This is a genomic window from Atlantibacter sp., from assembly GCF_032062175.1.
Taxonomy (GTDB): domain Bacteria; phylum Pseudomonadota; class Gammaproteobacteria; order Enterobacterales; family Enterobacteriaceae; genus Atlantibacter.
The window spans coordinates 34009-54230 of sequence record NZ_DAMBQK010000023.1 but is presented as its reverse complement, the minus strand read 5'-3'; the positions used below and the strand labels follow the sequence as shown (position 1 = coordinate 54230).

Below are 20222 nucleotides of genomic sequence, written 5' to 3'. Positions count from 1 at the left end.
TCAGCGACCGCACCAGATGATGTCAGCGCGTTTCAGTGCCTCCAGGCTAGGGCTGCCGGTGCAGAAACAGGCCAGTTTTAACTGATCGATGGTCAGGGAAAAACGCGCTACCACCGCCTGACTGGATTCGGTGGCGCTATCAAGGATCGCCGCTGCCTGTCCGGCGAGGCTGGCCCCGAGCCGTAGCGCTTTCGCCACATCAATACCGGTGCGGATGCCGCCGGAGGCGATCAGCGTGGCCTCCGGGTACGCCCCGGCAATTGCCTTAACCGCCTCGGCGGTAGGAATGCCCCAGTCGGCGAAGGCCATCGCCAGCGCCCGCAAGTGCGGATCTTCCGCGCGTTTGCCTTCAACCGCCGCCCAACTGGTGCCGCCTGCGCCCGCCACGTCAATGGCGCTGACGCCAGCATCAATCAGCCTGCCAGCGACGGTGGCAGAAATACCGGCACCCACTTCCTTGACCACGACCGGCACATCAAGATAACGCACCACCTGGGCGATGGCGTCGAGTTTGCCGGCCCAGTCGTGGTCGCCATCGGCCTGGAGCATTTCCTGCAAGGGGTTGAGATGGACAATCAGCGCGTCGGCTTCAATCATCTCTACCACCCGCCGTGCCGCGTCGATGCCTTTTTCACCCGCCAGCTGCGCTGCGCCCAGATTCGCCATCAGCGGAATGTCGGGTGCCAGCCTGCGCAGCGACTTGTCGATGCCGCTGTCAGACTTGCCTTCCAGGGCGATGCGCTGTGAACCTACGCCCATGGCAACCCGCAGCTCCTGGGCCGCTTCCGCCAGATGGTGATTGATAAATTTCGAGCGCTGCGCGCCGCCGGTCATGGAGCTTATCAGCAACGGCGCATTCAGGGTTTTGCCGAGAAACTGGCTGGATAAATCAATGGCCTGGTAATCAATTTCTGGCAGGGCGCAATGCACAAAACGCCAGTGTTCAAAGCCGGTGGATGTCCCCGTCACGTCCTGTGGAGAGTTAAGGATAATGTCCAGATGATCGTTTTTCCTCTGTACAATTCCCTGGTGTTTCAACGCCATGGTATTCCTCCAACCTGGCTGGTAAACGAGTGTCTAAAGGGGTTGATCAGGCGCTTTTCATGGCGGGTTTTTCTCCCGCCAGCGTAAGAGTTAACCAGGCGTGAATAAACTGGCGGGTTTCCTGCCCGGCCACGCACACGGCGGCCAGGTGTTCATTGGCGGAATGAAAATGGTGATAAACCCGATCGCAAACCCGTTCCCGGCCCAGCACGTTCACCAGCGTCGGCTTACCGGCATCTTTGTTGCGGTCTTTCCCGGTGGTGAAGTGAGAATCTGACAGGTCATCCAGCAGTTGAAACAGTTGACCAAAATCGGTGGCGAACGCCGATAACCGCTGGTGGGTGGCGTCGCTGGCGCTGGCGGCAAGGGCGATCACCTGCAACATGGCAATAAACAGCACCCCGGTTTTCAAATCGTTGGTGGCGGTAATGTCGTTGATATTCTGGGTGTGCCCGACGCCCGCGAGATCGCGAAACTGGCCGAGCACCAGCCCTTGTTCACCAACCGCATTCGCCAGCGCGCCCACCACGCGCGCTTTTTGTTCGCCGCTCAACCCGCTGGCGGCAGAGACCTGCGCGAAGGCTTTGGTCAGCAGGCCAATCGCTGCGAGGATCGCCACGCTTTCGCCATATTTTTTATGGATGGTCGGCTTGCCGCGCCGCATGTCCGCGTTGTCCATACAGGGGATATCGTCGAGGATCAGCGAGGCGCTATGGATCATCTCCACGGCGCAGGCCAGATCCAGCAGGGTCTTCTTTTCGCCCGGATACCCCAGGTCGTGCGCGATCAGCATCATCATCAGGGGGCGGATCCGTTTTCCTGGTCCTAAGACGCTCTCCTGCATCGCCATGCCCACTGCGGTTTTACTGTCGCAACTGTTCAGTAATCCGCTGAGGTGATGCTCGATAGTGCTTTTGATTTCGTGGACCGACACGCCACCGGACGGGGTGTTTTGATTCTCGCTCATTGATGAGGGACCGCCATGGAAACAGACTTGAGTATGTGTTTAACCGTAGACTGCGGCGCGGGGGTTCGCCAGTAATGCGGTGTACAAGTTTGTAACTTTACGATGTACAAGTTTGTAATCGCCAGGGCAGGCGGGATCGGGCCTGGCGTGTAAACAAAAAATCGCCATCTGACGTGTTGCCAGATGGCGATGCAAGCGTGCTTACAGCCCGCGTTGTTCCATCAGGCAGGCAAGGTCAATCAGGCGTCGGGAGAACGCCCATTCGTTATCATACCAGGCGAGGATTTTCACCAGATTGCCGCCGATGACCAGCGTTGACAGCCCGTCGATAATCGATGAACGGGCATCGCCCTGATAATCGCTGGAAACCAACGGCTCCTCGCTGTATCCCAAAATCCCCTGCAACGGGCCGTCGCTGGCGGCGGCGCGGAAGGCGGCGTTGACCTCTTCAGCGGTGACATTGCGTTTCAGCGTCACGGTTAAATCGACAATCGATACCACCGGAACCGGTACGCGCAGTGAATACCCGGTCAGCCGACCGTCAAGTTCCGGGATCACTTTGCCGAGCGCTTTCGCCGCGCCGCTGGAATAGGGAACAATCGACAGGGCAGCGGCCCGCGCGCCGCGCAGATCTTTTTCCGGCTGGTCATGCAGCGCCTGGCTGTTGGTGTAGGCGTGCGTGGTGTTCATCAGGCCATGTTCAATGCCAAATGTTTGGTGCAGCACCTGCGCCGCCGGAGCCAGTCCGTTGGTGGTGCAACTGCCGTTGCTGACCACAAAATGCTTCCCGGGATCGTACTGCTGATGGTTTACGCCCATCACCACGGTAATGTCGTCGTTTTTTGCCGGGGCCGAGATGATGACGCGCTTTGCGCCGCCGTGGGTAATGTGTACCGCCGCTTTTTCGCGTTCGGTAAAGAACCCGGTGGCTTCAATCACGATATCCACGCCAACGCTGCGCCACGGGATTTCCGCCGGATCACGTTGGGAGAACACTTTCACCGCTTTACCGTCGATGCGTAGTTCGCCTTCGCCTGCTTCGACCGCAAGCGGCAGGGTGCCCAGCAGGGAGTCGTACTTCAGCAGGTGCGCCAGGGTCTTGCTGTCGGTCAGGTCGTTAATCGCCACGATCTCGACCTGTTGATCTTTCAGGGCTGCCCGGAAGACGTTGCGCCCAATGCGGCCAAAGCCGTTAATGCCGATCTTTAACATAGTTACCTCCTGATGTGCGGTTTCTGCCATCAGGGTAGGCGTCAGGCGTAATGGCGTAAATGACAAAAAAGGATCACTTTACGCCAATTTGCGGCAGTGGAAGCGCTGGCGGTATTCGCCGGGGGTAAGGTGCAACTGTTTCTCGAAAATACGCCGTAGATTGATACTGCTGCCGAAACCGGTGATCTGTGCGATGCGCTCCAGGGTTTCGGTGGTTTGCTCCAGCCGGTCGCGGGCGGCGGCCAGACGGGCTTCGGCGACGTAGCGGGCAGGGGAGACGCCGGCTTCCCGGGTGAAAACGCGGGTGAAGTTGCGCGGGCTCATGGCGACGCGCTGCGCCAGATTTTCTACCGACAGATCCTCTGCGAGGTTCGCCAGGATCCAGGTTTGCAGCTCGCCCACTGGACCGTCATGCGCGGCCTGATCGAGCTTATAACGGCTGAACTGTAACTGCCCGCCGGGACGGCGCAGGTACATCACCATATCCTGGGCCACGTCCCGGGCAAGGGTAAAGCCGTAGTCCTCTTCCACCAGCGCCAGGGTTAAATCAAAGCCGGAGCTGACGCCACCGGAGGTCCACATCGGGCCATCCTGCACGTACAGCGGGCCGCTTTCTACTTTAACCTGCGGGTACGTTGCCTGTAGGGTTTCCAGCAAGCGCCAGTGGGTGGTGGCGCGGCGGCCATCCAGCAAACCCGCCTGCGCCAGCAGCATCGCGCCGCCGCAGATTGACGCCACGCGCCGTGCATGAGGCGCGGCCATGTGCACCCAGCTTGCTACCGCGTCGCGCTCGTCCAGATGGGTGCCGCGCCCGGTGATCATAATGGTGTCGCGGGCCTCGAACGGGTCCAGTTCAGTGAGGCGATGATCCGCCAGCAGGTTTAACCCCGACTGCCCGTGGATCACCTGGTGTGGCTGGGTCGTGGCGATAGTGATGCGGTAACGGGGCGCGCCGGACGAACCGGGATGCAGCCGGTTGGCCTGCATCAGGATGTCGGCAATACCGGCGGCTTCGAACAGCATGCCGCCATCAGGGACGATAATCAGGATAGTTTTCATGTCCTGAAATGTAGGCTTTTTACAAAATAAGTCAACCGGGCTGAGCGGCGGGCAGCCAGTTTGCGCCACCGCCCGCGGCTGGAAGGCGAGTCCGTTTAGCATAAAACGGTCAGCTTACTCCGGTGCCTGGCCTTCTCCCTGTTGGGAAGGCCATTTCCAGTTCTGCACCTCGGGCAGATCCTCGCCATGCTCACGCACGTACTGATGGTGAGCGGCGATTTTTTCCTGCAACACGTCAAGAATGGCGTCGGCTTTGCCCTGCAATGATGGAACCCGCAGGATCGCCGCCTGCGCCAGATGAAAGCGGTCCAGCTCATTCAACACCGTCATATCAAACGGCGTGGTGGTGGTGCCTTCTTCCATAAACCCGCGCACGTGGAAATTACGATGGTTGTTGCGCTGGTAAGTCAGGCGGTGGATCAGGCTCGGATAGCCGTGGAAAGCGAAAATCACCGGCTTGTCAGGCGTAAATATCACCTCAAAATCCTGCTCGCTTTTGCCGTGCGGGTGCTCATCCTGGGTTTGCAGCGCCATTAAATCCACCACGTTGACCACCTGAATGCGTAAATCGGGTAGATACTCGCGCAGCAAATCCACCGCCGCCAGGGTTTCCATGGTCGGCACGTCGCCCGCGCAGGCCATCACCACATCCGGGGATTCCCCTTGCGGCACCGTGCCCGCCCAGTGCCAGATGCCCATCCCGGCGGCGCAGTGTTCCGCCGCGTCGTCCAGCGTCAGCCACTGGGGCGCAGGCTGTTTACCGGCTACGATAACGTTAATCCGGTCCCAGGTTTTCAGGCAGTGGTCGGCGACGCACAGCAGCGTGTTGGCATCCGGCGGCAGATAGATGCGCACAATATCGGCCTTTTTATTCGCCACGTGATCCATAAAACCGGGGTCCTGGTGGCTGTAACCGTTGTGATCCTGACGCCAGACGTGCGAAGAGAGCAGATAGTTGAGCGATGAAATGGGCTCACGCCACGACAGCTTGCGCGTGATCTTCAGCCATTTGGCGTGCTGGTTAAACATCGAGTCGATAATGTGAATAAAGGCTTCATAACAGTTAAACAGGCCGTGCCGCCCGGTTAACAAATAGCCCTCCAGCCAGCCCTGGCACTGGTGCTCGCTGAGGATTTCCATCACCCGGCCATCCGGTGCCAGCTGTTCATCATAGGGTTTAAGCGGCTCCAGCCAGGTACGATTGGTCACGTTGAACACGTTGCTGAGGCGGTTGGATGCGGTTTCATCCGGCCCAAACAGGCGGAAGTTGTCCGGGTTGCGCTGGAAAATCCCGGCCAGATAAGCACCCAGCGCAGAAGTCGATTCGGCCTGGGTTTCCCCTGGCTTGACGACATCCGCGGCATATTCCCGCAATGGCGGTGTAACCAGTTCCCGGCGCAGGCGGCCGCCGTTGGCCCAGGGCGAGGCTCCCATACGCTTGTCGCCCTCAGGGGCAAGGGCACGCAGCTCAGGCTTCAGCGTGCCGTTCTCGTCAAACAGATCTTCTGGCTGATAGCCGCGCATCCAGCGTTCGAGGATCTGGCGGTGCTCGTCATTCTCGCGGCACGAGGAAATCGGCACCTGATGGGCGCGCCAGAAATCCTCGACCTTTTTGCCATCGACCGTTTGCGGGCCGGTCCAGCCTTTCGGGCTGCGCAAAATGATCATCGGCCAGCGCGGCAGTTGCTTTGGCGGATTGCCGCTGCGCGCCTGCTGCTGATACTGGTGAATGCTCTCCAGCGCCTTTTCCAGGGTTTCTGCCATCTGGCGGTGCATTTTCTCCGGTTCATGACCGCTAACGATGAGCGGCTCATAGCCGTAGCCCCGGAAAAGATGCTGTAAATCGTCATCGCGGGTGCGCCCGAGGATCGTCGGGTTGGCGATTTTATAGCCGTTAAGATGCAATATCGGCAACACCGCGCCATCGCGCGCCGCGTTAAGGAACTTGATGCCGTACCAGCTGGAGGCCAGCGGGCCGGTTTCCGCTTCGCCATCGCCAATCACGCAGGCGGCAATCAGCGATGGGTTATCGAACACCGCACCAAACGCATGGGACAGCGAGTAGCCCAGTTCGCCGCCTTCGTTGATGGAGCCCGGCGTTTCGGGAGCCGCGTGGCTGGGGATGCCGCCGGGAAAGGAGAACTGTTTGAACAATTTTTTCATGCCGTCAGCGTCAACGCTGATATCGGGATAGATTTCGCTGTAGCTGCCTTCAAGCCAGGTGTTGGCGACCATGCCGGGCCCGCCGTGCCCCGGTCCGCAGATATAAATCATATCGAGATCGCGCTGGCGGATAACCCGGTTCAGGTGCGCGTAGATAAAGTTCAGGCCCGGTGTCGTTCCCCAGTGCCCCAACAGGCGTGGCTTGATATGTTCGGGTTGGAGCGGCTCGCGCAGCAGCGGGTTATCCATCAGATAGATTTGCCCGACGGAGAGATAATTGGCGGCTCGCCAGTAGCGGTCGATTAACTGAACGTCATGGTCAGAGAGTGTTTGTGTCTGCGTCATGCTTTCTCCACGTTGTCATCGTTGTCGATTACGTAAGGTGCTGGCGCTCCTTAACAGAAATACTGATTCAAGCCTGGCATAGATCCATGGAAGGTCGGGCGTATAAGACTTTTCGGAGAGCAAAACAAAAAGCATGTTGTCGATTGCTGGATAAAAAAACACCCGTACAATAGTTCTCTCTTTGACGTATTTTTAACCGCGCCGGGCCCAATGATCCTGATTAAAACGATTTCACTCAGTCTTCTTTGCATCATCCTGCTTTCCCTTGTCGCCAGCGTCGGCCAGGCGATGTATCACCGCGATCCTGAGGCGCAGAGAGGGTGGTGGTCCGCCCGCAGCGATTCTGCCGGACTGGCGCCCGATCCGCGTAAAAATGCCGGTCTGGCGGTGGTGCAGGTCTACGCGGCACCGACCTGGGGCTGGAAAGGCGTGGTGGCGGTGCATCCGTGGATCATTTTCAAACGCGCCGGGGAGACCCAATACAACCGTTACGAGGTGATTAGCTGGGGATCGGGAGAGAAAGTCAGGCGTAATCGCAACTCGCCGGACGGCTACTGGTATGGCTCAAAACCCCGTTTGCTGGTGGAGCATCGCGGAGCAGAAGCACAAGCCATGATCCCGCAGATAGAAGCGGCGATTGCCTCTTATCCGTGGCCGGATAGCTATCGCGTCTGGCCGGGGCCGAACAGCAATACCTTTATCGCCCACATCGGGCGCGAAGTGCCTGCGCTGAAGCTGGATATGCCTGCCAATGCAATTGGCAAAGACTTCCGCTCGCTGCGTAATGTGATTGGCTTGCCGCCGTCAGGGCGTGGCGTACAGATATCGCTGCTGGGCGTTGCCGGAGTGACGCTGGGGGCGGAAGAAGGGTTTGAGGTGAATGTGCTGGGGCTAAATGTGGGCGTGGATGTCTCGCCGCTGAAGCTGAGGCTGCCGTTTATTGGCGGAGTCGGTCGGGACAATTTGCAGAAGCAGAGAGAGGGGGGCGAGGAGTAAATTACGTGCCGCCTGAGCGCCGTGAAATTCGCAAAACTCTACGGCGCGTTTGAAGGAAAAGAGATTTTGAACAACGCCGGGGAGATTGTGCAGCGTTCAGGGGAAAAATATATTGCCTGTCTGAGATAACGTCACAAACAGGCGTTACTCATTGCCCCACTGGTTGAGAAAATCAGCTATCTCATCGATACGGCCTTCATTAATCCCAGCCTCAACAGCCATCTCTTGCTGAGCCTCTTCGCTAATTTCCTCGTTATTCATCAGGCGGGTGATCAACAACTGGAAATAGTGCGCCAGGGCGTCGCGTTCGGGCTCAGAGACAGGCGTTTTTGTTTCTGTCGAGTACTCGTCGGCAATGTCATAAAATTTCAGTGGGATGGCAGGTGTCATAGTCATTTCCTTTTAGAAAGAAGCACAGGCTGGAGCATAGCATTTTTATGGGGATCTGCGGTGAGCCGATTATTGAACTTAGTGCTCCCTGTTAACAACGCGAGCCTGCTAAAATCAACGGATAAATATCCCTTTATGACAGGTTACCTCGACAATGGCTCTGATCCCCAAAAACTACGCGCGGCTGGAAAGCGGCTACCGTGAAAAAGCATTAAAAATCTATCCCTGGGTCTGCGGGCGCTGTTCACGTGAATTTGTTTACTCCAACCTGCGCGAACTCACGGTCCACCATATCGATCACGACCATACCAACAACCCGGAAGATGGCAGTAACTGGGAGTTGCTGTGTCTGTTTTGCCATGACCACGAACATTCGAAGTACACCGAAGCCGATCAGTACGGCACCACCGTGGTGGCGGGGGAGGATGCGCAAAAAGATGTTGGGGCAGCCACCTATAATCCGTTTGCCGATTTAAAGTCGATGCTCAACAAGAAATAAGAGTAAAAAAAATCCACGCCGACGCGTGGATTTTTTCATGCCCGCTAAAAAACTTAGACGTTGAACAGGAAGTTCATCACATCGCCATCTTTCACGATGTAATCTTTCCCTTCAGCGCGCATCTTGCCGGCTTCTTTTGCCCCTTGCTCACCCTTATAAGTAATGAAATCCTCATAAGCGATAGTCTGAGCACGAATAAAGCCTTTCTCGAAATCGGTGTGGATTTTACCGGCGGCCTGCGGGGCAGTCGCGCCAACCGGGATGGTCCATGCGCGGACTTCTTTCACGCCAGCGGTGAAGTAGGTTTGCAGGTTCAGCAGGGCATAACCGGCGCGGATCACGCGGTTCAGGCCAGGCTCTTCAATGCCCAGCTCGGCCATAAACTCTTCGCGGTCGGCGTCGTCCAGCTCGGCGATATCCGATTCCACGGCGGCACAAACCGGCACCACAACGGAACCTTCAGCCGCGGCGATTTCACGGACTTTATCCAGGTACGGATTGTTCTCGAAACCGTCTTCGTTAACGTTGGCGATATACATGGTCGGCTTCAGGGTCAGGAAGCTCAGGTAGCGGATAGCCGCTTTGTCTTCCGCCGTCAGGTCCAGCGCGCGCAGCATCCCGGCATTTTCCAGGTGCGGAAGGCATTTTTCCAGCGCCGCCAGCTCGGCTTTAGCGTCTTTGTCGCCGCCTTTGGCTTTCTTCTGTACGCGGTGAATGGCGCGCTCGCAGGTTTCCAGGTCAGACAGCGCCAGCTCGGTGTTGATAACGTCGATATCTTCCGCCGGGTCAACTTTACCGGCTACGTGAATGATATTGTCGTTTTCGAAGCAGCGAACCACGTGGCCGATGGCTTCGGTTTCACGGATGTTGGTCAGGAACTGGTTGCCCAGGCCTTCGCCTTTGGATGCGCCTTTCACCAGGCCCGCGATATCCACGAATTCCATGGTGGTGGGCAGAATGCGCTGGGGCTTAACGATTTCCGCCAGTTTGTCGAGACGCGGATCGGGCATTGGAACCACGCCGGTGTTCGGCTCAATGGTACAGAACGGGAAGTTAGCCGCTTCAATACCGGCTTTGGTCAGCGCATTGAACAGAGTGGATTTACCGACGTTCGGCAGGCCGACGATACCGCATTTGAATCCCATGGTTTAGATCACCTTAATTGCTTGTTTATCATTGAGTTAAAACAGGCTCAATGACTGAAAATAAATAACTTTGCCTATTATACATGTAACAGGCGTTATTCGGGGCGTATTTCACCCCGTCGCCCGATAAAAAGCCGTCTATTGCGCCTTAAAGGCGTGCAAACGGTTAGTGGCTTTGGTCAGACCTTCTTTTAACCAAATCTCGGTGCAACGCGCCGCTTCGTCTACGGCGTCATCAATTAATTTCTGCTCGGAGGTGGGCGGTTTACCCAGCACAAATCCAACAACTTTGTTTTTATCGCCGGGATGACCGATTCCCACGCGCAAACGGTGAAAATTCGGGTTATTCCCCAGCTTGCTAATGATATCTTTCAGGCCGTTGTGCCCGCCGTGGCCACCGCCTAATTTAAATTTGGCCACGCCAGGCGGCAGATCTAATTCATCGTGGGCCACTAAGATTTCATCCGGCGCGATGCGGTAAAAGCCCGCCATTGCCGCGACCGCTTTGCCGCTCAGGTTCATAAAGGTCGTCGGGACCAGCAGTCGCACATCTTCTCCGGCAAGAGACACCCGCGAGGTGTAGCCAAAAAATTTGGCTTCTTCTTTCAGCGGCGCGCGCAGGCGTTCCGCCAGTAAATCCACATACCATGCCCCGGCATTATGGCGGGTCGCCGCATATTCAGCGCCGGGGTTCGCCAGGCCGACAATCAATTTTATCGTCACGTTGTTATTCCAGTTTGCCCGTAAATCGCCAGGTAGTTTACTTCGCTCAGGTCATGATGACAAAGCGGCACGATCGGTGGCCTGATAGTATTGAATAATAACTATACTGAACCATTAGAATTTCATGCAGTTCAGCAAGTTATATGTCAAGATTTGTGAGCTCAGGCGCGTAAATGTGATCCCAGGCGCAACAGAGAACCATAACTGTTGTCTATACTTTACACACAAGGAATGGGGATATTCCCACACACCCTTTCGTTCCGGAGGTGACATATGAAACGCAAAAACGCTTCGTTACTCGGTAACTTTCTTATGGGGTTGGGCTTAGTTGTCATGGTTGTTGGCGTCGCGTATTCCATCCTGAATCAGTTGCCTCAGCTAAACCTGCCACAATTTTTCGCCCATGGAGCGGTATTAAGCATCTTTGTCGGGGCCGTTCTCTGGCTTGCTGGCGCACGCGTTGGTGGGCATGAACAGGTTTGCGACCGCTACTGGTGGGTGCGCCACTTTGATAAGCGCTGCCGCCGCGACGAACATCGTCATAGCTAACTCATCAATTTTAAAAGACGGCTCCGCAGGCGGGGCCGTTTTTTTGCTTCAACAGCCATCAGGCGCACTGATGCAGGCGCAGCGGCCCGCATCAGCGTAACGATTACAGCTCGGCGAGTGCCGCCTCGCGGTCAGGAAAGAATGCCAGACGCCCAGGGATCGGCTTGACGTGGGCGCGGGCAAGGGTGCGCAGCGGCTGGAATTCCAGATGGCAAATGCGCAGCTCGCAGCCTTCCGGCAAACGGGCGATAAAGCGTTGCAGGGCGTCCAGCCCGCCGGCATCCAGCACCGGCACCGCATCCCACTGCATCACGATGATGCGTTTCCCTTCGGCCTGCTGCATCAGCGGGCCAAATACCCCTTCAGCCGCCGCAAAGAACAGCGGACCGGTAACGCGCACCGCCAGCACATCGTCCGGCACCGTGACGTTGAGCGGCGCGAGGCGCGTCATGCGCGCGACCCGGCGCATAAACAGCAGCGAGGCCAGCACAATGCCGACGCTGATCGCGATCACCATATCGAACAGCACGGTGAGCGACATACACAGCAGCATTACCAGGATGTCGTCTTTCGGCGCATGGCGCAGCAGGCTGACCACTTTGTGGGCCTCGCTCATATTCCACGCCACCATCAGCAGCAGCGCCGCCATAGCCGACAGCGGCAGCCAGGAGAGCAGGGGAGCCAGCGCCAGCAGCGCCATAATCACCAGCAGCGAGTGGATCACGGCGGCTACCGGCGAGGTGGCCCCGGCGCGCACGTTGGCGGCAGAGCGGGCAATCGCCGCCGTGGCGGTGATCCCGCCAAAGAACGGCGCAATCAGGTTGCCCAACCCCTGACCGATCAGTTCGCTGTTGGCGTTATGTTTGGTGCCGGTCATGCCGTCGAGCACCACCGCGCACAGCAGCGATTCAATCGCCCCAAGCATCGCCATGGAAAACGCGGCGGGCAGTAGCGCCTGAATGGATGACCAGCTCAGGGTGAAACCGGAGTCGGGAATATTCCACGGCAGCATCAGTTGCGGCAGCAGTTGCGGAATGCCGCTGCCCTGGGTGCCGTCCGCCAGTACGTAATGGAAGCGGGAACCGATGGTGGCGACGTCGCCGCCGAGCATATTCACGGCGGCCATTACCGCACAACCTGCCAGCAGCGCAGGCAGATGTGGCGGCAGGCGAATGCCGAAGCGCGGCCAAAACACCAGTACGCCGAGAGTCACAATGCCGATGGCCGCATCGCCCATGTTCAGGGTCGGCATCGCCATCACTAACGCGCCGACCTTCTGTAAATAGTGTTCCGGCACGTGCGCCATTTCCAGGCCAAAGAAGTCTTTGATCTGCATGGTGGCGATGGTGATACCAATACCGGAGGTAAAGCCCAGCGTCACGGACAGCGGGATATATTCAATCAATCGGCCAAAGCGCGCCAGGCCGAACAGCACCAGAAATAGCCCGGAAATCAGCGTCGCCATTAACAGGCCCGCCAGCCCGAACTGCTGGGCCACCGGATAAAGGATCACCACAAAGGCGGCGGTAGGGCCGGAAACGCTAAAACGCGAGCCGCCGCTTAAGGCAATGACGATCCCGGCGACGGCGGAGGTGTACAGGCCGTACTGGGGCGCAACGCCGCTGCCAATGGCCAGCGCCATCGCCAGCGGGATAGCGATAATCCCGACGGTGATCCCGGCAATTAAATCGCGGCTAAAGCGCGACGCGGTGTATTTCTCCCGCCAGCAGGCGTCGATGAGGGCGCGAAATGGCAGGAAATGGGCGATTGAAGATGTTTTCACTGTGTTTCATCCATGAGCGCATCATCTGTTGAGTGTATGTCAGATGAAGGAGGCATTAGTCATACAAATACATCATGCAATAAAAAAAACCCGCCGCAGCGGGTTTCTGAACGCATGTCTATCAATGTTCGAACATTGCAGAAATAGATTCTTCGTTGCTGATACGACGAATCGCTTCTGCCAGCATGCCGGAAAGGGTCAGGGTGCGAACTTTTTCCAGCGCTTTGATTTCCGGTGCCAGCGGAATGGTGTCACATACGATGAACTCGTCGATCACGGAGTTCTTGATGTTTTCCACTGCGTTGCCGGAGAAAATCGGGTGGGTTGCGTAAGCGAAGACGCGTTTCGCGCCGCGCTCTTTCAGCGCTTCTGCCGCTTTGCACAGGGTGCCGCCGGTATCGATCATGTCGTCAACCATTACGCAGTCGCGGTCAGCCACGTCGCCGATGATGTGCATCACCTGGGATACGTTAGCGCGCGGACGGCGTTTGTCGATAATGGCCATATCGGTATCGTTGAGCAGTTTAGCGATAGCGCGAGCGCGCACCACACCGCCGATATCCGGGGAAACCACGATCGGGTTGTCGAGGTTTTTCTGGATCATATCTTCGAGCAGAATCGGGCTGCCGAAGACGTTGTCTACCGGCACATCAAAGAAGCCCTGAATCTGTTCTGCGTGCAGGTCCACCGTCAGAACGCGGTCTACGCCGACGCTCGACAGAAAATCAGCAACCACTTTTGCGGTGATCGGCACACGCGCGGAACGCACGCGGCGGTCCTGGCGAGCATAGCCAAAGTACGGGATCACAGCGGTAATACGGCCTGCGGAAGCACGACGCAGGGCATCTACCATCACAACCAGTTCCATCAGGTTGTCGTTGGTGGGGGCACAGGTGGACTGGATGATGAAAATATCACCACCGCGTACATTTTCATTAATTTGTACGCTGACTTCGCCGTCGCTAAAGCGACCGACAGCAGCGTCGCCGAGGGAAGTGTACAGGCGGTTGGCAATACGTTGTGCTAGTTCCGGGGTGGCGTTACCAGCAAAAAGCTTCATATCAGGCACGAGAAGAACCTCAGGCATGCGTCCAGTGGTGGATGACGACATCAATGCGGGTGAAGCTCGCCATCCAGGCGGTGTATTTAAAGAGCATGGCGCAACATCTGGAACAGGGTGACGTTGTCACCATTACTCAGTATGCCCGGAATTCCTGCGCTATTCGTCAACAACTACGTCAAGTGCTTGATGCAGCGGAGAGCGGTTAACTCCCCTGGCGACAAAGCCATGCAGCCATTCCGGGGCTTGTTTAAGCACCTGGCGAGCAGCGGATTCTGTGTCAAATTCAGCAAATACACAGGCCCCTGTGCCAGTCAGGCGCGACGGCGCGTATTCTAACAGCCAGGAAAGCGCGGCATCAACCTTACGAAAACGTTTTCTTGCGATAACCTCGCAATCATTGCTGAATTCACATTTTAGTAACGCTTCCAGGCTGCGTTTCGGGGTGTTTCGCGGTAAATCCGGATCGCCGAAAATCACCGGCGTGGAAATGCTCTCGCCGGGGTGCGCCACCAGATACCATTTTTCAGCCGGTTCAACGAAGGTCAGCAGTTCGCCCACGCCCTCAGCGAACGCGGCGCGGCCGCGCACGAATACCGGCACATCCGCACCCAGCGTAATGCCGAGCTGCGCCAGCTGTTCATCGCTAAAGCCGGTTTTCCACACATGGTTCAGCGCCACCAGGGTTGTCGCGGCGTTGGACGACCCGCCGCCCAGCCCACCGCCCATCGGCAACTGCTTATCGATAGCGATATCCGCGCCCAGCGGGCCAGTAAAACCGTTGTCGCGCGCATGGGCCGCCAGCATCCGCGCGGCGCGGACGATCAGATTATCTTCATCCGCCACGCCGTCCACCGGGGTCAGCAGACGGATCTGGTCATCATCGCGCGGATCGATTTCCAGGGTGTCGCCGTATTCAAGAAACTGAAACAGGGTCTGGAGAACGTGATAGCCGTCGGGGCGACGGCCAGTGATATATAAAAACAGGTTCAGTTTTGCAGGAGAGGGCCAGCGACGCATTATTTCACCGTCCAGCTATCCATCTTCAACTTGATGCGCTGATCGCCTTCGCGCAACTCCATATTAGCGGGCAGCGCCGGCTGGGTATTGGTGTCATAACTGCCGTAGGTCACGGTCCAGTTTTTGCCGTTCTGGCTGTAATTCACTTCGCGCAGGCGGTAGTTTTCATCCAGTTTGTAATCCGTGGCGTCGCCCGGGATCCCTAAAATCCACTGGCGCAGGCTGTTGAGCGGGATCGGCATCCCGGTCAGCTTGCCGATCATCTCTTCGGCGTCGGTCGCGGTATAACGCTGGCCTTTGTTATCCACCAGTTGTACCACGCCCGGCTGCGCGTTCAGCTCCAGCTCGGTGCTGCCCAGCGGGTTGGTCAGCAGCAGGCGATAGCGGTCCTGGCCAGTTTGCTGCCAGAAAAAGCGCGCATACACTTTTTGCCGGTCAGAAAGATAGGCGAACGAGCCGCGCGTCTGGTACTGGGAAATCTTCGCGACCTGCTGCTGATGCTGCTGCCACTGCGGAGAATCGGGGCTTTTGCCCGGACCTTTTGGCGTTGTCACGGCACACGCCGTTAAGATCAGGCTTGCCAGCGGTAAAAGACGGACGAACGGGAAAGGGGAGCGAATCATGGTGGCGGCAAATCCTTGAAAGTAGGTTAGCTTGATAACCTTTCATGCTAGCTGTCAGCGAGAAATGCGTCTACGGTCAAGTTATCTTAAATGATCGGTTCACCGATTGATTCAAAAGAGGTCGCTCTCTTTTATTGACCCTGCTCATCCTGTATGATGCACCAGGTTCAACCTTATCAACGCTGGTACTATTCCCGCACACATGACCCTTTTAGCACTCGGCATCAACCACAAAACGGCTCCGATTTCACTGCGAGAACGCGTTACGTTTTCGCCGGAAACGCTCGACCAGGCGCTGGAAAGTCTGCTGGCGCAGCCGATGGTGCAGGGCGGGGTGGTGTTATCCACATGTAATCGTACCGAACTCTATTTAAGCGTCGAGCAGCAGGACGATCTCCACGAACGCCTGGTGCGCTGGCTGTGCGATTACCACCAGCTTGATGAAGCCGAAGTGCGCAACAGCCTGTACTGGCACCACGACAATGACGCCGTCAGCCATCTGATGCGCGTTGCCAGCGGGCTGGATTCGCTGGTGCTCGGCGAGCCGCAAATTCTCGGCCAGGTCAAAAAAGCGTTCTCGGATTCCCAGCGCGGGCATACCCAATCCAGCGAACTGGAGCGCATGTTCCAGAAGTCGTTCTCCGTGGCCAAACGGGTGCGTACCGAAACCGAAATTGGCGCCAGCGCGGTATCGGTGGCCTTCGCCGCCTGTACCCTGGCGCGGCAAATCTTTGAATCGCTCTCGAAAGTCACCGTGCTGCTGGTCGGCGCGGGGGAAACCATCGAACTGGCGGCGCGTCATCTGCGCGAACACAACGTCTCGAAAATGATCATCGCCAACCGCACCCGCGAGCGCGCCCAGCGTCTGGCGGATGAAGTGGGCGCCGACGTTATCGAACTCAGTGAAATCGACGAACGCCTGAAAGACGCCGACATTATTATCAGTTCCACCGCCAGCCCGCTGCCGATCATCGGTAAAGGCATGGTGGAGCGCGCGTTAAAAGCCCGCCGCAATCAACCGATGCTGCTGGTGGATATCGCGGTACCGCGCGACGTAGAGCCGGAAGTGGGCAAACTCGCCAACGCCTATCTCTACAGCGTGGACGACCTGCAATCGATCATTCAGCACAACCTGGCGCAGCGCAAAGCCGCCGCCGTGCAGGCTGAAACCATCGTCGCCCAGGAAGCCAGCGAATTTATGGCCTGGATGCGCGCCCAGGGTGCCACCGAGACCATTCGCGAATACCGCAGCCAGGCCGAACAGGTGCGTGACGATCTCACTGCCCGTGCCATTGCTGCGCTGCAACAAGGCGGCGACGCCGAAGCCATCATGCAGGATCTTGCCTGGAAGTTAACCAACCGGCTGATCCATGCGCCAACCAAATCTCTCCAGCAGGCCGCCCGTGACGGGGATGACGATCGCCTGCATATTCTGCGCAACAGCCTTGGGCTGGAGTAGCACAACAATACATATAACAAGGTGAAACACCGCCTATGAAGCCTTCTATCGTTGCCAAACTAGAAGCCTTGCAGGAGCGCCACGAAGAAGTTCAGGCCCTGCTTGGTGATGCTGCGACTATCGCGGATCAGGATCGCTTTCGCGCGCTCTCCCGTGAATACGCACAGTTGAGCGATGTATCGCGCTGTTTTTTGCTCTGGCAACAGGTTCAGGAAGACATCGAAACGGCACAAATGCTGTTGGATGACCCGGAAATGCGCGACATGGCGCAGGAAGAATTAAGCGAAGCGAAACAGAAAAGCGAACAGCTTGAGCAGGAATTACAGGTACTGCTGCTGCCGAAAGATCCTGATGATGAGCGCAACGCGTTTGTTGAAGTGCGCGCCGGAACCGGCGGCGACGAAGCCGCGCTGTTTGCCGGCGATCTGTTCCGCATGTACAGCCGCTACGCCGAATCGCGCCGCTGGCGGGTCGAGATCATGAGCGCCAGCGACGGCGAGCATGGCGGCTATAAAGAAGTGATCGCTAAAATCAGCGGCGACGGCGTCTATGGCCGGTTGAAATTCGAATCCGGCGGCCACCGCGTCCAGCGCGTACCGGCTACCGAATCCCAGGGCCGTATCCATACGTCCGCCTGTACCGTGGCGGTAATGCCGGAACTGCCGGAAGCCGAGCTGCCGGACATTAACCCTGGCGATTTGCGTATTGATACGTTCCGCTCCTCGGGCGCGGGCGGCCAGCACGTTAACACCACCGATTCCGCGATCCGTATTACCCACTTGCCGACCGGCATTGTGGTGGAGTGCCAGGACGAACGCTCCCAGCATAAAAACAAAGCCAAAGCGCTGTCGGTGCTGGGCGCGCGTATCCATGCGGCGGAAATGGCCAAACGCCACCAGGCTGAAGCGTCAACCCGCCGCAACCTGCTGGGCAGCGGCGATCGCAGCGATCGCAACCGCACCTATAACTTCCCGCAGGGCCGCGTAACCGACCACCGCATCAACCTGACGGTGTACCGTCTGGATGAAGTGATGGAAGGCAAACTGGATATGCTGATCGAACCTATCGTCCAGGAATACCAGGCCGATCAGCTCGCCGCACTTTCCGAGCAGGACTAATGGAGTTTCAGCACTGGTTACGGCAGGCCGCCGCACAGCTTATTAATAGCGAATCGCCGCGTCGTGACGCGGAGATCCTGCTGGGCCTGGTAACCGGCAAAGCGCGCACCTTTATTCTGGCGTTCGGCGAAACGCCGTTAACCCAGGCGCAGTTGGCTGAGCTTGACGCGCTATTAGCCCGGCGCGCAGCGGGGGAACCCGTCGCGTATCTTACCGGCGTTCGGGAATTCTGGTCGCTGCCGCTGAGGGTTTCGCCGGCTACGCTGATCCCGCGCCCGGACACCGAATGTGTGGTAGAGCAGGCGCTGGCCCGCTTGCCCGCTGAACCCTGCCGTATTCTCGATTTAGGTACCGGCACCGGCGCGATTGCGCTGGCGCTGGCCTCCGAGCGCCCGGACTGCCGGGTGGTTGCGGTGGATAACGTGCCAGACGCGGTGGAGCTGGCGCAGCGTAACGCCGCGCGCCTCAACATCGCCAATATCGACATCCGGCAAAGCGACTGGTTTAGCGCCGTTCAGGGCCAGCGCTTTCAGCTTATCGTCAGCAATCCTCCTTATATCGACAGCGAAGATGCGCATCTCCAGCAGGGCGACGTGCGGTTTGAGCCGCTGTCTGCGCTGGTGGCGCAGGATTCTGGCCTGGCCGATATCGATTTTTTAATTCGTGAAGCGCGGGCTTACCTTGAACCCGGCGGCTGGCTGGTGCTGGAGCACGGCTGGCGGCAGGGCGAGGCGGTGCGCGCGTTGTTTCATCAAGCAGGATTTATCGCAGTAGAAACCGGTCTGGATTATGGCGGCAATGAACGCCTGACCATGGGACAAATAACATCACAGGAGTAAGTCATGGCAACGTATTTTGCGCTTAAGCACGTGCATATTCTCACCGCTTTCCTTTCTGTTAGCCTGTTTATTCTGCGCTACTGGTGGCAATATCGCGATTCAGCCATGTCGACCAAACGCTGGGTGCGGATTGTCCCGCACGTTAACGACACGCTGTTGCTGGTAACGGGTGTGGCGCTGGTGATGATCACCCATTTCTACCCATTCACCCCTCAAGGCGCATGGCTGACTGAGAAGCTTTTTGGCGTTATCATCTATATCGTTTTAGGTTTTATCGCGCTGGGCAAACGCCCGCGTAGCCAGCAGGTGCGCTGGATAGCCTTTCTGCTGGGCCTGGTAGTCATTTACATTGTGATAAAGCTGGCTACCACCAAAATACCGTTATTGGGGTTTGTATGAAGTCGTTAGCCGATTTCGAGTTTAATAAAGCGCCGTTATGTGACGGCATGATTCTGATTTCGCAGCTGATCCGCGAGGACTTCCCGACGAAGGACGTTTACGATCGGCTGCAATCGCTGGTCGCGCTCGCCCGGGAAGAGATCAGCGGCGGGCTGCACCAGGATATCCAACTGGAAAAACTGCTGGATCTGTTTTACGGCGAGTGGGGCTTCCAGGATTCCCGGGGCATTTACAAGCTGTCCGATGCGCTGTGGCTGGATAAAGTGCTGGAAAACCGCCAGGGCAGCGCCGTTGCGCTGGGGGCGATTTTGCTGTGGGTTGCCGAACAGCTGGATATCCCGCTGATGCCGGTGATTTTCCCGACCCAACTGATCCTGCGCGCCGACTGGATGGATGGCGAAATGTGGCTCATCAACCCGTTCAACGGCGAAACTCTCGACGAACATACGCTGGAAGTGTGGCTGAAAGGTAACATCAGCCCGGTGGCGGAACTGTTCGTGGACGATCTCGAAGAGTCCGAAAACGCTGAAGTGATCCGCAAGCTGCTCGACACCCTGAAAGCGGCGCTGATGGAAGAGCGGCAGATGCTGCTGGCGCTGCGCACCAGCGAGGCGCTGTTGCAGTTCAATCCGGAAGATCCGTACGAAATCCGCGATCGCGGGCTGATCTACGCCCAGCTTGACTGCGACCATGTGGCGTTGACCGATCTGAGCTACTTCGTCGAGCAGTGTCCTGAAGACCCAATCAGCGAAATGATCCGGGCGCAAATCAATTCGATTTCTCACAAACAGATTACCCTGCATTAATCGCAGCACGTTTCTGATTTACA

Annotated in this window: 20 protein-coding genes and 1 pseudogene; 9 read left to right on the top strand and 12 right to left on the bottom strand. The window is 57.5% G+C overall.

All coding sequences use genetic code 11. The features are described 5' to 3' along the window. The 5 genes from fni to RT120_RS17725 form a co-directional block, all read right to left on the bottom strand. Nucleotides 1–1038 carry a type 2 isopentenyl-diphosphate Delta-isomerase gene (gene fni / locus RT120_RS17745; protein WP_312984735.1) on the bottom strand — a complete coding sequence of 346 codons (1038 nt, stop codon included), beginning with the start codon at nt 1036–1038 and terminating at the stop codon, nt 1–3. Nucleotides 1039–1090: 52 nt separating this feature from the next. Then, complete coding sequence (locus RT120_RS17740; RefSeq protein ID WP_312984682.1) at nt 1091–2011, bottom strand: polyprenyl synthetase family protein; 921 nt, start codon at nt 2009–2011, stop codon at nt 1091–1093. Between the two features lie 201 nt (nt 2012–2212). Then, nucleotides 2213–3223, bottom strand: a complete 1011-nt coding sequence (gap, locus tag RT120_RS17735; protein ID WP_312984680.1) for a type I glyceraldehyde-3-phosphate dehydrogenase — start codon at nt 3221–3223, stop codon at nt 2213–2215. 78 nt (nt 3224–3301) lie between these two features. After that, on the bottom strand, nt 3302–4282 hold the full coding sequence (locus tag RT120_RS17730) for a helix-turn-helix domain-containing protein (protein WP_312984678.1): 981 nt from the start codon (nt 4280–4282) through the stop codon (nt 3302–3304). 114 nt (nt 4283–4396) lie between these two features. Next, nucleotides 4397–6790, bottom strand: coding sequence for a phosphoketolase family protein (locus tag RT120_RS17725; protein ID WP_312984676.1), 2394 nt, complete (start codon nt 6788–6790; stop codon nt 4397–4399). Between the two features lie 210 nt (nt 6791–7000). Here RT120_RS17725 and RT120_RS17720 point away from each other — a divergent pair, with 210 nt between their 5' ends. Together RT120_RS17720 and RT120_RS17715 are read left to right on the top strand one after the other, a co-directional pair. After that, nucleotides 7001–7786 carry a DUF3750 domain-containing protein gene (locus RT120_RS17720; protein WP_312984674.1) on the top strand — a complete coding sequence of 262 codons (786 nt, stop codon included), beginning with the start codon at nt 7001–7003 and terminating at the stop codon, nt 7784–7786. After that, nucleotides 7787–7915: pseudogene (locus tag RT120_RS17715) on the top strand (MBL fold metallo-hydrolase); the annotation flags it as partial. It abuts the gene before it with no gap. 15 nt (nt 7916–7930) lie between these two features. Here the strand turns inward: RT120_RS17715 and RT120_RS17710 are convergent. Then, a complete protein-coding gene (locus RT120_RS17710; protein WP_312984672.1) occupies nt 7931–8176 on the bottom strand; it encodes a YmjA family protein in 246 nt (81 codons plus the stop codon). A gap of 154 nt (nt 8177–8330) precedes the next feature. Here RT120_RS17710 and yajD point away from each other — a divergent pair, with 154 nt between their 5' ends. Beyond that, nucleotides 8331–8675, top strand: a complete 345-nt coding sequence (gene yajD / locus RT120_RS17705) for an HNH nuclease YajD (RefSeq protein ID WP_125295381.1) — start codon at nt 8331–8333, stop codon at nt 8673–8675. Between the two features lie 53 nt (nt 8676–8728). Here yajD and ychF read toward each other — a convergent pair whose 3' ends face one another. Next, complete coding sequence (gene ychF, locus RT120_RS17700; RefSeq protein WP_144129263.1) at nt 8729–9820, bottom strand: redox-regulated ATPase YchF; 1092 nt, start codon at nt 9818–9820, stop codon at nt 8729–8731. Nucleotides 9821–9958: 138 nt separating this feature from the next. After that, nucleotides 9959–10543, bottom strand: coding sequence for an aminoacyl-tRNA hydrolase (gene pth / locus RT120_RS17695; RefSeq protein ID WP_312984669.1), 585 nt, complete (start codon nt 10541–10543; stop codon nt 9959–9961). A 273-nt stretch (nt 10544–10816) separates the two neighbouring features. Between pth and ychH the strand changes: the two genes are divergently transcribed. Further along, on the top strand, nt 10817–11092 hold the full coding sequence (gene ychH, locus RT120_RS17690; protein ID WP_125295384.1) for a stress-induced protein YchH: 276 nt from the start codon (nt 10817–10819) through the stop codon (nt 11090–11092). Nucleotides 11093–11195: 103 nt separating this feature from the next. On the opposite strand, the gene dauA is transcribed toward ychH, so the two are convergent. The 4 genes from dauA to lolB all read right to left on the bottom strand — a co-directional run bounded on the left by dauA (nt 11196) and on the right by lolB (nt 15578). Beyond that, a complete protein-coding gene (gene dauA / locus RT120_RS17685) occupies nt 11196–12875 on the bottom strand; it encodes a C4-dicarboxylic acid transporter DauA (protein ID WP_312984666.1) in 1680 nt (559 codons plus the stop codon). A 121-nt stretch (nt 12876–12996) separates the two neighbouring features. After that, nucleotides 12997–13944 (bottom strand): ribose-phosphate diphosphokinase, encoded by a 948-nt coding sequence (gene prs / locus RT120_RS17680; RefSeq protein ID WP_002437209.1) that lies wholly within the window; start codon nt 13942–13944, stop codon nt 12997–12999. A 150-nt stretch (nt 13945–14094) separates the two neighbouring features. Beyond that, on the bottom strand, nt 14095–14955 hold the full coding sequence (gene ispE / locus RT120_RS17675; protein ID WP_409515067.1) for a 4-(cytidine 5'-diphospho)-2-C-methyl-D-erythritol kinase: 861 nt from the start codon (nt 14953–14955) through the stop codon (nt 14095–14097). Beyond that, nucleotides 14955–15578: a lipoprotein insertase outer membrane protein LolB gene (lolB, locus tag RT120_RS17670; protein WP_312984665.1), complete on the bottom strand. Its 624-nt coding sequence runs from the start codon at nt 15576–15578 to the stop codon at nt 14955–14957. The genes ispE and lolB overlap by 1 nt, the downstream gene beginning before the upstream one ends. Nucleotides 15579–15780: 202 nt before the next feature. Here lolB and hemA point away from each other — a divergent pair, with 202 nt between their 5' ends. From hemA to sirB1, 5 genes are read left to right on the top strand one after another with little or no spacing between them, the layout of a single operon-like run. Further along, nucleotides 15781–17037, top strand: coding sequence for a glutamyl-tRNA reductase (gene hemA / locus RT120_RS17665; RefSeq protein ID WP_312984663.1), 1257 nt, complete (start codon nt 15781–15783; stop codon nt 17035–17037). A gap of 35 nt (nt 17038–17072) precedes the next feature. Beyond that, complete coding sequence (prfA, locus tag RT120_RS17660) at nt 17073–18155, top strand: peptide chain release factor 1 (protein ID WP_312984661.1); 1083 nt, start codon at nt 17073–17075, stop codon at nt 18153–18155. Further along, entirely contained in the window at nt 18155–18994 is an 840-nt protein-coding gene (gene prmC / locus RT120_RS17655) for a peptide chain release factor N(5)-glutamine methyltransferase (protein ID WP_312984659.1), read from the top strand. The genes prfA and prmC overlap by 1 nt, the downstream gene beginning before the upstream one ends. Before the next feature lie 3 nt (nt 18995–18997). After that, nucleotides 18998–19393 carry a SirB2 family protein gene (locus RT120_RS17650; RefSeq protein ID WP_312984658.1) on the top strand — a complete coding sequence of 132 codons (396 nt, stop codon included), beginning with the start codon at nt 18998–19000 and terminating at the stop codon, nt 19391–19393. Beyond that, the gene (sirB1, locus tag RT120_RS17645) at nt 19390–20199 is read left to right on the top strand and encodes an invasion regulator SirB1 (RefSeq protein ID WP_312984656.1); all 810 of its coding nucleotides are present in this window, start codon (nt 19390–19392) and stop codon (nt 20197–20199) included. The genes RT120_RS17650 and sirB1 overlap by 4 nt, the downstream gene beginning before the upstream one ends. The last annotated feature ends 23 nt before the right edge of the window (nt 20200–20222 follow it).